This is a genomic window from Shewanella sp. 553, assembly GCF_059338375.1.
The window spans coordinates 3,188,583-3,201,071 of record NZ_CM181701.1; the positions used below are offsets into that span (position 1 = coordinate 3,188,583).

General features: G+C 48.6%; 12 protein-coding genes and 1 riboswitch. Of the genes, 1 reads left to right on the plus strand and 11 read right to left on the minus strand.

What is annotated here, in order from left to right; translation table 11 throughout:
- Positions 1–82 precede the first annotated feature (82 nt).
- Both AC5YBZ_RS14155 and AC5YBZ_RS14160 read right to left on the minus strand, forming a co-directional pair.
- Positions 83–631: a hypothetical protein gene (locus AC5YBZ_RS14155; protein WP_494543081.1), complete on the minus strand. Its 549-nt coding sequence runs from the start codon at positions 629–631 to the stop codon at positions 83–85.
- A gap of 131 nt (positions 632–762) precedes the next feature.
- Complete coding sequence (locus AC5YBZ_RS14160) at positions 763–2,613, minus strand: hypothetical protein (RefSeq protein ID WP_494543082.1); 1,851 nt, start codon at positions 2,611–2,613, stop codon at positions 763–765.
- A gap of 355 nt (positions 2,614–2,968) precedes the next feature.
- On the opposite strand from AC5YBZ_RS14160, the gene AC5YBZ_RS14165 reads away from it, so the two are divergent.
- Positions 2,969–3,928 carry an integron integrase gene (locus tag AC5YBZ_RS14165; RefSeq protein ID WP_494543083.1) on the plus strand — a complete coding sequence of 320 codons (960 nt, stop codon included), beginning with the start codon at positions 2,969–2,971 and terminating at the stop codon, positions 3,926–3,928.
- Positions 3,929–3,957: 29 nt separating this feature from the next.
- Here AC5YBZ_RS14165 and AC5YBZ_RS14170 read toward each other — a convergent pair whose 3' ends face one another.
- From AC5YBZ_RS14170 to AC5YBZ_RS14210, 9 genes are all read right to left on the minus strand, one after another.
- Positions 3,958–4,218, minus strand: coding sequence for a hypothetical protein (locus tag AC5YBZ_RS14170; protein ID WP_494543084.1), 261 nt, complete (start codon positions 4,216–4,218; stop codon positions 3,958–3,960).
- Between the two features lie 237 nt (positions 4,219–4,455).
- A complete protein-coding gene (cobO, locus tag AC5YBZ_RS14175; protein ID WP_373317383.1) occupies positions 4,456–5,133 on the minus strand; it encodes a cob(I)yrinic acid a,c-diamide adenosyltransferase in 678 nt (225 codons plus the stop codon).
- A gap of 109 nt (positions 5,134–5,242) precedes the next feature.
- The gene (locus tag AC5YBZ_RS14180; RefSeq protein ID WP_494543085.1) at positions 5,243–6,793 is read right to left on the minus strand and encodes a cobyric acid synthase; all 1,551 of its coding nucleotides are present in this window, start codon (positions 6,791–6,793) and stop codon (positions 5,243–5,245) included.
- A gap of 19 nt (positions 6,794–6,812) precedes the next feature.
- Positions 6,813–7,340, minus strand: a complete 528-nt coding sequence (gene cobU / locus AC5YBZ_RS14185) for a bifunctional adenosylcobinamide kinase/adenosylcobinamide-phosphate guanylyltransferase (protein WP_494543086.1) — start codon at positions 7,338–7,340, stop codon at positions 6,813–6,815.
- Entirely contained in the window at positions 7,337–8,104 is a 768-nt protein-coding gene (locus AC5YBZ_RS14190) for an adenosylcobinamide-GDP ribazoletransferase (RefSeq protein ID WP_475514787.1), read from the minus strand. The genes cobU and AC5YBZ_RS14190 overlap by 4 nt, the downstream gene beginning before the upstream one ends.
- A gap of 62 nt (positions 8,105–8,166) precedes the next feature.
- On the minus strand, positions 8,167–9,195 hold the full coding sequence (gene cobT, locus AC5YBZ_RS14195) for a nicotinate-nucleotide--dimethylbenzimidazole phosphoribosyltransferase (RefSeq protein ID WP_494543087.1): 1,029 nt from the start codon (positions 9,193–9,195) through the stop codon (positions 8,167–8,169).
- A 38-nt stretch (positions 9,196–9,233) separates the two neighbouring features.
- Complete coding sequence (locus AC5YBZ_RS14200) at positions 9,234–10,298, minus strand: FecCD family ABC transporter permease (protein WP_494543730.1); 1,065 nt, start codon at positions 10,296–10,298, stop codon at positions 9,234–9,236.
- A complete protein-coding gene (locus tag AC5YBZ_RS14205) occupies positions 10,298–11,092 on the minus strand; it encodes an ABC transporter ATP-binding protein (protein ID WP_494543731.1) in 795 nt (264 codons plus the stop codon). The genes AC5YBZ_RS14200 and AC5YBZ_RS14205 overlap by 1 nt, the downstream gene beginning before the upstream one ends.
- Before the next feature lie 153 nt (positions 11,093–11,245).
- Positions 11,246–11,416: riboswitch (cobalamin riboswitch) on the minus strand.
- Positions 11,417–11,569: 153 nt separating this feature from the next.
- Positions 11,570–12,175, minus strand: coding sequence for a histidine phosphatase family protein (locus tag AC5YBZ_RS14210; protein WP_494543088.1), 606 nt, complete (start codon positions 12,173–12,175; stop codon positions 11,570–11,572).
- Between the last annotated feature and the right edge of the window lie 314 nt (positions 12,176–12,489).

The following is a 12,489-nucleotide window of genomic DNA, read 5'->3' on the forward strand; positions in this document are numbered from 1 at the left end:
ACTGCGGAGTAAATTTGGCGACTTTTTTGCGTCCCTTAGCAAAAAAGACGACAAGTTTACGGAGTCAGATTTAATGCGCTTGTTAAGTGTGAACATATTCGTAAAAGCTGGCTAAACATTTATGTACTTTAAGTTTTTGTACTTTAGCTTTTTCACGATAGATTTCAATTTCATCATGCCGAGGAAACAAGTTTTCAAAAACTATAGGATCTCTGATTTCTTTTTCTAGCGCTTTACAAGCAGTTAACTCTTCTGCAGCCTCAGTTGCATTAATGAGCCTTAATTTTGCGATAGCCTTTTCTCTTAGTGACCATGCAGCAATCAATTCTTTATTCCTAGTAGACATGGCCTTCTTTTGAGCTTCCGTTATTTCTTCATCTTCCTTTTCAGTCAAAGACCTTTTTCGTGCAATACCTGATGCTTGTGAAACATATAAATCCCAAAATGAAAAATACTCTTCTATGTTTCCTGAGAGCTCTTCTAATAATTTTGTCTTATGCTCAATAGAAAATTTATTCATTTCAGATTTTTTAGTAAACTTAATGCCAACATAAGTAAAAAAACCAGTTATCAACGCACCTAATCCAATTTTGACGGCTGTATCAACAACATCAATCCATTCTTTAGCCAATTAAATTCTCCATAGTAAAATTATTACGATTAACACTTAACGCCGCGCTCTGCGGAAAATTTGGAGCGCAGCGGAAAATTTGTCCGACAGCAGCGCCTTGTTAGGGCTGCCGAAATGATATGTTAGGGATATCACTTCTTTCTCCTGTTTTTCTTACGGGATTGTTTTGCAATTTTATTCTTATTCTTTCTTTTGCTGTTCTTGCTTTTAGTACTGATATTTTTTTTAGAGTTATTCTTTCGGCCAAATATCCCCTCTCTAGCATCCATTAGGACCGGCCTTGTTACATCTATTTTTACCTTTTCACCGGATTTCTCTGAAAGATATATTTCGTCAAAAATGTCTGAGTAATCTGGAGAAAGAAAGATTAGATCCGCATCTTTTTCAATAACATCTTTAAGCCCACCATGTTTTAGTCCAAATCCAACATATTCCAATTCATCTGTGCCAAAAAGCTTGCCATGAAGCTGAATCCTTTCGTTCAAATATGTAACCAAGTGCTCTTCTTTTAACTCTAGATGCTTATATCCTTGAACTAATGACTCCAGATCAAACTGATTTATCACCCATGGATAAGGAGCCTCAGCGCTTTTTTCCAATAATAAGTTTAGGTTTGTTGCTAACGGGCCGTAATCGTCCCTTGTTAAACAGATGGAAAAAACATTGTCAAAATCATCAGGGTTGAGAGTTAACACAAGATTCGAGTCACCATCATAGAGGCTGACCTCGCTCCCTTTCGCTAATTGTCCCCTTATTCTCTCTGCTTGCTCAAACCCTTTCTGGATGCCTCTATTGCTGCGGAAGTGCCGTTTTATCCTCGTGTACGCCTTCTCAGGATCTCTAAAGGGCTCTATTGGTGGAGATGCCTTAGCTTCTACTAAAAAAAGGTTTCTACCACTCACGATTATGGAGTCATGTTCGTGATGTAAATCCGCTGTTTCGTATAATCCGCTGTAAGCTATAGCCTCTTCTTTTAATAAGTCGAGAAAAAGACCCTCACCACTTTTCTCCAAAAGCATATCTCTGTGATGCAGAAATCTATCTCGCTTTTCGCTATTTAGGACAATCGTTTCAAGCTGATTTAAAAGCGAAGTGAATAGAGCATTTATAGATGGACAAAAGTAGTTGCTATCATTTGATTCTATAATCGGTCTTGATTCGGCAGGGTTTTCCTCTGTTATATAGGTAAATTCAATTCCCGCGCCTCGTTTTAAAGAGAAATAAGTTAAAAACTTTCCTATTTCCTCTTGGCTATGATCTAGTTCGTCAGTTTTAAATGAAAACAGATTATTCATGTGCTCTAAGAATCTAGGTATAAAGCTAGAATATTCTGACTTGGCTGTTTCTTCTTTTAGACGTTGCTCACTCCAGCCTTCACTAGCTGCTGCATCAAGAAGCCCCAACCTAAGCTCCTTTTCCTTTTCAGCGTCCAGGTATAATTGATCCAGTTTATTTTGTTGGAGTTTGGCTATTAAGTTGCAAATATCAAGACAACTGGATATCGATAAGCCAATATGATCAGTTATATCCTGATCAAAACGTAATAAACCTTCATTGATGCGATTTGCAACTTGCTCAACTGACGCCATCAGAGATGTATTGAAATAGTGTAGGAATGCTGGCATAGCAACCTCTCTACACCTGTGCCACTCCTCCGAGAGGTCGTCCTTTTCTTCTTCAGAAGGCCAGAAGATTAAAGCATATAGTTGAAATACTTCGTTCAAACTGTCTATTAATTTGGAGGTGGACTTTTCATCGAGTGTTTGTGGTTCGCACGGTTCTTCTGTCTGCTGCATTATTCCCATCAGATAGAAGCACTGCTTAGCTGGGGATACAAGCCTTGAGTTTTCTTGGTCAGGAAAGGAATGTTTGCGTAACTCCATTGCAACAGTATTAAGAAGAGAAGAGGTCGAAAATCTCTTAACTAAGCCCTTTAGCTCTTCGATTTTCTCAATTAATTCTGTGTGGAGCTTTTCTTCCATCTGTGCTTCCTTGTTGCCCTAACAGCTTATTGATTAGCAGCAGGATAACTTCCTGCTTTCTTGTAAGTCTCTTCGTCAAAATATCACTTGTAAGTGTTTGTTGTAAATATATTTTCTAACAAAAAAAATACAGGTTAAACATGACAATTTAGCAGATAAAAAAGATGCATAGGTGTTTACGAGGTCTGCATAACACTTTTATATATATTACAAACTATTGATAATAATGAGTTAATGTTTAAAAGTTAGTATTATCGATGCGCCAATCAAACGATTTATGCATCTTTTTCATAGTAATTATCTTAACTTCAACTATAACTGTATATACATACAGTATGCTAGTAAGGTAACGGTTATGGGGCAATTAACATTTTTGGAGGCTATACGGACAGAGATCAGGGTACGCCATTACAGCTATCAAACAGAAAAATCCTACCTCTATTGGAACCGTTATTTCATTCGACATTGCAATATTCGTCATGGCGCTGATATAACCCCCGCTTTGATTGAACAATTTCTCTGCTTTTTAGCTGTGGAGTGTGAAGTGTCGGCGAGCCCCCAGAAACAGGCCCTATGTGCCATTGTATTTGCTTGTCGCCATGTGTTAAAAGTTGAGCCCAATGAGTTACAATTTCCCTATGCAAAAGCCCCTAAACGAATACCGCAGGTATTGTCTAACGAAGAAGCAAAACTGATCATCAGCAATTTGTCAGGCTACCACTATTTAATTGGTGCCATCCTATTTGGCTCAGGCCTAAGATTAAAGGAAGCCCTAAAACTTAGGGTAAAAGATATTGATCTAACCACTAAATCTATCTTTGTGTACCGAGGTAAAGGGCAAAAAGATCGAGTTTGTATGCTACCTAACGGATTGATTGATGCTCTAAAGTCACAAATAAAACAGGTAAAAAAGCTCCACGAGACGGATTTGTCTGATGGCTTTGGACTTGCTTCATTGCCCATCTCTCTCATCAGAAAATACCGCAGTAACGCCTCTAAGTTTCATTGGCAATATATCTTTCCTGCTAGCCGCCGTTGTATGCACCCAAGTGACAACTACGTGTGCAGACACCATATTCATCCAACGGCTTTTTCACGTGCATTAAGGCAAGCTACCACTAACAGTGGTATAGATAAGCGCGTTACCGCCCATACTTTTCGCCATTCATTTGCAACATCTTTATTACTCAAAGGGCATGACATTCGTACCATCCAAGAGTTATTGGGACACAGTGATGTCAAAACAACCGAGATATATACCCATGTGATTGGTGGCCATCATACTGGGGTCATAAGCCCTCTTGATAGTCTTTAAGGCATACTACAAGACAAGTTACTAGGGCCTTATCTTTTGCTTTCCGCATTATTAAATATAAGGTAAACACAGAAACACAAAGTTCGAATGAGTAATTGTTCTAGATCATAATGGGGCAAAAGCACGTTAGCTTTTAACTCTGAATTCACACCAAATGCAGCCAAATCGAAGAAACGTTCGATACCAAGTGTAAACGCGGCTGCGGCCTTTGCCAGCAGGGATGCTGGCGTAGAGCCCACAGGGATTGTGCTTGAACAACGTCCATGTCTAAAAGCCAGTTCGGCGTCCATGCCTCTCGTTCGTTAGCGCGAAGCTACGCTTCACTCACCGTGTCGCAGAAGTGTTTGCACATAAGCTCACCGCAGGTGATAGATTGCCATTAAGGTGCGTCTTCAAAGCACATCAATAAATAAAAATGCAGCCAGCCGCTACTCAAACAAATGTCATCGTTCTTCATTCCAAGACCAGCACACTTTGGGGCAAAAGTACCTTAGCCTTTAATTCACTAGTCCAAACATCTCTCTAACTTAATAATCAAATCCGATTTGCGCTTTTACTCCGGCCTCAAAGGCATGTTTTATCGGCTGCACTTCGCTCACAGTATCGGCTAACTCAATAATGGCGCGATGGCACGCCCTGCCAGTGATGATCACATGCTGCATCGGCGGCCTATTTTTAAGTGCCTCAAGGACGCGCTCGAGCTCAATATAGTGATAGCTCACCATGTAGGTCAGCTCATCGAGTAAAATAATGTCGATACTGTCGTCTTTAAGCAAGGTTTCGGCCGCTTCCCAAGCGCTTTGCGCCGCGGCGGTGTCTTTGGCTTTATCTTGTGTCTCCCAGGTAAAGCCTGTGCCCATAACATGAAACGCAACCCCGACTTTTTCTAATACGGCGCGTTCACCACAAGGCCAATTGCCCTTGATAAACTGCACCACGGCGGCTTTTTTGCCGTGACCCACTGCGCGGGTAATATTGCCAAAGCCGCCTGTTGACTTGCCTTTGCCGTTACCGGTTAACACTAACAGCACGCCCTTTTCCGTTTGCGCCTGAGCAATTTTGGCATCGACCGCCGCCTTCACTTTTTGTTGGCGCGCCTTATGACGCTCGGCTTTATCCTGCTCTCTGCTGTCGTGATCGCGCTCAGGGCTGTTATCAGTGCTGCTCTGGTGATTGTTTTCACCCTTGTTAATATCCGTCATCATCTTTGTCTCTTGTGTGGTATCGCCGTGATGTAACGGCTTGTAATTGGGTTAATTTTTAAAGCTAATGCTCAGCTCACCTTACTTATATTGGGCTCATTTTATACTGGGCTTAGACGCCAGCGATGAGCTGATGCAGCTTATCCATGTCCATATTTTCGGCCAACATATCGGCTAAGCGATCTAACTGTTGCTGCCTAAGCTCATCGATATCGATGGCGGGGGCGTGGGTCATTCCCGCCCAGCGCAGCAGTAGCTGGCACGCCTTGGGCTGATCAAAAATGCCATGCAGATAAGTGCCCAATATCTGCCCATCGGCGGATAAATAGCCATCTTCGATATCAACCCCATGATTGCCATCATCGGCGCGCAGACGCAGTAGGCTTTGCCCCTGGCCTAAATGTTGGGATTGACCACAGTGGATCTCATACCCACTCACCTTGGCTTGTTCGCCTAGCAAATTCAATACGCCCGATACCTGCGCCAAACGCTTAGTGGCGGTTAATTCGGTGACCAGCGGCAAAAGCCCCAGCCCCTCACTCTCGCCAGCCTCGCCCTCGACACCTAACGAATCGTCAATGGCCAGCCCCAGCATCTGATAGCCGCCGCAGATCCCAATGATCTTGCCGCCATACCTAAGATGAGTTTGCAGCAATGTGTCCCAGCCATTACCCAGCATAGTCGCTAAATCTTGGCGCACGCTCTTGCTGCCGGGCAAAATAATCAGGTCCGCTTGGGGCGCCGTGCCATCAAACGCAGATGTGACGGTTAAATAACTAAACTCAATATCAGGGTGTAAGCGCAAGGCATCGAAATCGGTATGATTGCTAATGCGCGGCCACACCAATACCAACACCTTAAACTTAGGGTGAGTAGATTTTTGCGGTGCGACCATTAGGGCATCTTCGGCGTCCAGATAAAGGTCATTTAGATAAGGCAGTACCCCTAATACAGGTTTATTGATCTCAGCTTCTAGCCAATCTAATCCTGATTGCAGCAGGCTAATGTCGCCGCGAAAACGGTTAATCACCACCCCTTTAATTCGCGCACGCTCAGAGTCGGACAACAAGGCCAAGGTACCAACGATATGGGCAAACACGCCGCCTTTATCGATATCGGCGATCAAGATAACCGGGCAATCGACCGCTTCGGCAAAACCCATGTTGGCAATGTCGCCCTCACGTAGATTGATCTCTGCTGGGCTCCCCGCCCCCTCGACCATGACAAGCTCATACTGCGCCGTTAACCTTGATAGCGAGTCGAGCACAGCTGCCATCGCCTTGGTGCGATACCCTGCGGCATTTTTGCCAAAATAGGCTTGACCGTCCATATGGGAAAGGGCTTTACCTTGCACTATCACCTGCGAGCTGGTGTCGGAACTTGGCTTTAATAAAATAGGATTAAAATCGGTGTGCGGTGCTAAGCCACAGGCCACCGCTTGCAACGCCTGCGCGCGGCCAATCTCACCACCATCGGCGGTCACCGCGCTGTTTAGCGCCATATTTTGCGGCTTAAAGGGCGCCACCTTGACCCCGTTACGGGCAAAGTAACGACACAGGCCAGCCACTAAGGTGCTCTTGCCCGCATCTGATGTGGTGCCCTGCACCATCAAGACGTTGGCCACGGCTTTATTTTGCATAGCATTGTTATTGGATTGACTCATCGTCTCATCATCTTATTGCTTATCCCTTTAAGCGCATCGGCAGGCCAGCGGTGACTAAGGTTACCTCATCGGCAAGGGCCGCTATCGCCTGATGCAACCAACCGGCTTCATCGACAAAGCGCCGGCTCAAGGGATCGGCTGGGACTATGCCGCTGCCCACCTCATTGGAGATTAAAATAACATCGCCCGGGAGCGCCGTAAGGGTTGCCAGCAACTGCGCCTTCACCTGCGGCCAGTCGTGCTCGTCGCTGAGCAACTGATTGGTCAGCCACAAAGTAAGACAATCGACTAAGATCACCTGCTTAACGTGAGCCTGCTGAGCCAAACATTCACTTAAATCCAGTGGACACTCAAGCATGCGCCACGCAATCTCATCGCCCGCACGCTCGGCTTGATGACGTGCAATCCGCGCCGTCATCTCATCGTCAAAGGCCTGGGCAGTGGCGATAAATAACGCCTCGGCGCCGCGGGCAACATAGTGCGATACCAACGCCACACCATGGCTGGATTTACCACTGCGCGCACCACCTAATACCAAATGGATCATAGGGTGATGGCCAAGATAAACAGGTAACAGGTAAGCTCTGCCACCTGCTGTGCCGCGCCTAAGGTATCGCCCGTGTAGCCACCAATTTGACGCCTAAAACCGCGGATAAGCAGATAACGCACCAGCAACAGCAAGGCGCACAAACTCAGCGCATTGGCGATGCCCGCCACCCATAAGGTGATCACTCCGCTGGCCAGCAATATCAGCAACTCATTGACGGTTTGCGATTGTGCCAGCGGCTTACTCTTACTGCTGGCATCTTCACGCACATAAGGCTCAGAAAAAATCAGCGACGCCGCCACGACTCGGCTAAGGCAATGGGCCACTATCAGCGCCGCCGCCACTAAATCGGCCTGATACAGGGCGATTTCGCTGAGCAGCACAAACTTAAACAACAGCGCAAACACTAAGGCCAACACGCCATAGGTGCCGACCCGCGAGTCTTTCATGATGTTGAGCTTATCTGCCAGCGTCCAGCCACCGCCAAAACCGTCGGCGGTATCGGCGAGGCCATCTTCATGAAAGCCGCCAGTCACCAGCACACTGGTTACCATCGCCAAGATGATGGCAACGCTGCTGGGCAGCACCATGCTGGCCAGCGTATAAACCAGCGCGCTTATCGCCCCTACCAGCACGCCCACCAAGCCAAAGTAACGGCTCGCCTGATTGAGCCGCTGGCCGTTAACCTCGACCCAGCGAGGCATAGGAATGCGGGTAAAAAAGCCCATGGCAATCAAAAATAGGCTTAACTCTTTATGCAGCATCTGCTTCACTCCCGTCTGCTTGCCCTGTTTAGTGCAATGTTCTAAATCGCTGGTTAAATGGATTAAATCGCGATGCCAACATCTTGCAGGCTCGCCATCTCGTTATAAAACGCCGCAGCAGCGCGCACTAATGGTAAGGCCAGCGCCGCCCCCGTGCCTTCACCTAAACGCATCTCTAACTGTAATAGCGGCTTAGCTTGCAGATGTTGCAGCATCAACTGATGTCCAGCCTCATCTGATTGATGGGCAAAAATCATGTAATCACGCGCCGCAGGGGCGATGGTCACCGCCAGTAATGCGGCTGTGGTGGCAATAAAGCCATCGACCAAGATCAGCATTTTCAGCTCGGCCGCCGCCAACATGGCACCGGTCATCTGCACAATTTCAAAGCCGCCCAGCGCCGCCAATATCTGCTGTGGTGTGTTTAATTGCCCTTGATGCAGCTGTATGGCTTGAGTGATTAAGGCCTGTTTACGCTGCAAGGTTTCGCTGTCGATACCAGTGCCGCGCCCAACACAAGCGGCGACATCCACAGGTAAGAGCGCCGCCATAATCGCCGCCGCCGAGGAGGTATTGCCAATGCCCATCTCGCCAAAAGCAATGAGATTAGTGCCATTGTCATGATGCAAGGCCACCCGCGCCTTCGCCATAGCAAAGCCTTGCTCAACACAGGAAGCTGACATGGCCGCCTCGAGATGAAACGCGCGCGTGCCGGCGCCAAGGCGCTGATCGATAAGCGCCTCATGGCCTGTAACTGGATGGGCTATACCACAATCGATCACCTCCATCTCAAAGCCTGCTTGGGCACAAAACACATTGATGGCCGCGCCGCCATGCAGAAAATTAAGCACCATCTGAGTGGTCACTTCGCTAGGGGCAATCGACACGCCCGCGCTGGCAATACCGTGATCGCCGGCAAACACCAGCAGCTTAGGCTGCTTAATAGTCGGGTACGTTGCCCCCAGCACCTGCGCCACTTGCAGCGCCAAGGGTTCGAGTCGGCCCAATGCGCCTAATGGCTTGGTTTTACAATCGATTTTTTGCTGAATCTCGCCATCAAATTGGTGGTTCACCGGCGTTACGCTAAACATGGGTTATATCCTTAACGGGTCTGCAGCTGGCCTCGCCTTTAGCCGCGGCGCTTGCTGCCTAAAATAAACAAGAAAAACACACTGCCGATCACCGCGGTAATAATGCCGATAGGCAGCTCTTGGTAACTCAGCAAGCAACGGGCTAATACATCGACCCAGATCATAAACAGCCCGCCCACCAACCCTGTGGTCAACAAGGCGAAGCGACCAGGCAGCAACAGGCGCACCATATGCGGGATCATCAAACCCACAAAGCCGATTCCGCCACAGTTAGCCACCAGCACGGCTGTGATTAACGAGCACAAAAGCAACATGGCTAGGCGCAGGCGCTGCACATCGATCCCTAAAGTGTGGGCGGTTTCATCACCGGCTTTCATGGCAACTATCTGGCGTTTAAACAGCAAGATGATCACAGTTGCGCCTGCCACCACCAACAAGGGCAGCCCCAAGCCAGACCAACTGGCCTTGGCAAAACTGCCCAAGCTCCAAAACAGCACAGAGGCGGCCGCCTGAGGGCCCGAAAAATAGAGTAATAAACTGGTAAGCGCACCAAACATAAAGGAGATCGCCACCCCAGAAAGCAGCATGCGCTCGATTTGAGTGCTCATGGCGCGGCCGCACAAGGCCAATACCATCAGCACTGCGAGACTGGCGCCAATAAAGGCGCCCATCGGCAGGCTGACGCTGCCAAGCCATGATATGGATAAGGCGTTCGATAGCGCGCCCGCACCGCCAAACAGGGTAAGCACCACTACGGCACCAAAGGAGGCGCCAGAAGATATGCCAAAAAGATAAGGGTCGGCCAGTGGATTGCGGGTCACAGTTTGCAGCACGGCGCCGGCGATGGCTAAACCAAAACCGGCGATAAACGCCAGCACGATGCGCGGCATCCGCAGCTCCATCACAATGCGGGCGGTGACGCTGCTTGGACGCTCACCGCCAACGGTGGCCAGCACCACATCGACCACTTGGTTAAAGTCGATGTGCGCCGCACCAAAACTGGCGGCTAACAGCGGCGTCATTAGGCTTAATACCCCAAACCCTGTGACCAATAGCAGGCCGCGCCAAAGGCGCTCGCTGGCCGATAATCCGGACGAGCGCATCATGGCCTCTCCCCTTGGGTGACATTATGGTAGCCATAAAAGTAATTAATTTGCGGATTACCGTGTTGGGGGTGCGGGCTCACTTGGCAGCACACCTCAAAGACCTCTGCAATACGCTGCTCGGTCAACACCTCATTGGGGCGGCCTTGGGCAACTGCGTGGCCTTGGTCGAGCAGCAGCAATTGGTCACACAGGGCGCTGGCTAAATTAAGATCATGGATCGAGATAACCACCGTCATCTCTAAGCTACGCAGTAGCTCTAAGATCTGTATTTGATAACGGATATCTAAATGATTAGTGGGCTCATCGAGGATCAACAGCTTGGGCTTTTGCACTATGGCGCGGGCGATTAACGCCCGTTGTTTCTCGCCGCCAGAAAGTTGCTCATACCCTTGGTCGGCCAACGCGGTTAAACCTACTGTGGCTAAGGCGCGGCGCACATCGTGCTTGTCTTGGTCGCTGGTGAGCGAAAACGCCCCCTTATGGGGCGTCAACCCTAGCGCCACCAGCTGCGCCGTGGTCATGTCAAAATGGTGCGGCGTGTCTTGCAGCACCACCGCCACTTGCTGGGCAAAGGATCGCGCCGAAAAGTCGCCCACCGCTCGGCCAAATAAGGTGATATCCCCTTGGCTTGGGGTCAAATAACGATATAGACAGCGCAGTAAGGTGGATTTACCGGCGCCATTAGGGCCGATGATCCCCAGCATTTGGCCTTGGGGCAGTTCGACACTGACATCAGCCAAAATGGCGCGCTCGCCCGCGTGCCAACTAAGGTGTTGGGCAGATAACGCCATAGGGATTGACGTCACAGGCTCATCATCCAAGCCGCAAAGTAATAGGGTAAAGTGTGTTGCGACCGCGCAGGTGTCGACCTGCCGCTGCCAAGCGGGGCTAACGCCCCAAGTCGGTTGTTCATCTTTAGCTCCCTCAAGTCACCCGCTTGAGTCATTAGGCTATAGCGTAAGGCAGGTATCCTGACTTGTGGTTGCAGACAAGGCCAATTGCCTTACTCAACACACTCACAGTTGCGGGCACAGTTTGGGCTGATGACCTTAGGTCACTCCCCAATTCCCTATTAAGTTTGAGTTACTCGACCCACGTTAAGTGAGTCGCTGCTCAACACCTTACGCTCGGCGTCATCTGTATGCTAGACACCTAAAATTGTTGGCTATTATGCGGTATTTCCCCTAAGAGGCAAACCACCTTTTGTATTTGCCGCGCTGGTTGACGACAAACGCTGATAACTAACGCCCCAACATTGAGCTTAACCATTAACTCCAATGCAAGCGCCAATAGCCTTTACCATCGTTATCGACCAAGTGGCTTAACTTAACCACACTGGCATAATCGAGACTTAACTGGGTATAGAAGCCGACTTCGCCGCGGATCCCCAGCGCCAGCCCCATCAAATGGCGGATAACTCCACCATGGGTGATAAGCAGCAGGGTATTGCCACTGTGCCTATGTAACACTTGCTCGATACAGGTCTCGATACGCTGCTCAAAGGCATCTAGCGGCTCACTGCCTGGCAATGGTGCGCGCCAAGGATCTTGCCAGTAGGCGTTAAGCGCCTCTCTATGCTCAGCAAACAAGGTGTCAAGCGCCTCACCGTCCCAGCGGCCAAAATCAATCTCCATCAAACCCGCTTCAACTGAGTAAGGTAACTGCTGTTTATTGGCATAATACTCGGCAAACACTTGGCAGCGGCTTAGGGGGGAGGTCACCAGCGCATCTATCGTCTCGGGTAATTTAGTCGCACAGGCCAGTTGCATCTGGGCAAATCCCAGCTCACTCAAAGGCAGGTCGCTTCGGCCTCGCAGCACATTACCGCCCTCGCACTGACCATGGCGCATTAAATAAAAAATCGTTTGTGTCATTGGCTTACCTTGATATTTGTCATGCCGTGGCAGCATACGCCGAGACGGCGCGCCAATGCAATATGGGTCACACTGCCCCGCGGGCTGCAATTGCGCCAAAACAAACATCACCCACAGGCTAAGCGGCAGCCTATAAGCCACTGGGCTAACGAGGGGGAAAACTGATACTCTTTTGACTTGCCCTAAGCCTAATAAGTCGCTTACTATAGCAATTACTATAGACGTCTATACGTTTATACATCTAAAAATAATAGCAGGGTGATCACACCCTCGTCGCACTGCATCAGCAGTCGTGAACATGCATCGAGTAGGAT

Coding starts and splice junctions, on each gene's coding strand:
- AC5YBZ_RS14180 (WP_494543085.1), bottom strand. CDS start 6,793: ATGAGTCAATCCAATAACAATGCTATGCAAAATAAAGCCGTGGCCAAC.
- AC5YBZ_RS14160 (WP_494543082.1), bottom strand. CDS start 2,613: ATGGAAGAAAAGCTCCACACAGAATTAATTGAGAAAATCGAAGAGCTA.
- AC5YBZ_RS14165 (WP_494543083.1), top strand. CDS start 2,969: ATGGGGCAATTAACATTTTTGGAGGCTATACGGACAGAGATCAGGGTA.
- AC5YBZ_RS14190 (WP_475514787.1), bottom strand. CDS start 8,104: ATGCTGCATAAAGAGTTAAGCCTATTTTTGATTGCCATGGGCTTTTTT.
- cobO (WP_373317383.1), bottom strand. CDS start 5,133: ATGATGACGGATATTAACAAGGGTGAAAACAATCACCAGAGCAGCACT.
- AC5YBZ_RS14205 (WP_494543731.1), bottom strand. CDS start 11,092: ATGGCGTTATCTGCCCAACACCTTAGTTGGCACGCGGGCGAGCGCGCC.
- AC5YBZ_RS14170 (WP_494543084.1), bottom strand. CDS start 4,218: ATGGACGCCGAACTGGCTTTTAGACATGGACGTTGTTCAAGCACAATC.
- AC5YBZ_RS14210 (WP_494543088.1), bottom strand. CDS start 12,175: ATGACACAAACGATTTTTTATTTAATGCGCCATGGTCAGTGCGAGGGC.
- cobT (WP_494543087.1), bottom strand. CDS start 9,195: ATGTTTAGCGTAACGCCGGTGAACCACCAATTTGATGGCGAGATTCAG.
- AC5YBZ_RS14200 (WP_494543730.1), bottom strand. CDS start 10,298: ATGCGCTCGTCCGGATTATCGGCCAGCGAGCGCCTTTGGCGCGGCCTG.
- cobU (WP_494543086.1), bottom strand. CDS start 7,340: ATGATCCATTTGGTATTAGGTGGTGCGCGCAGTGGTAAATCCAGCCAT.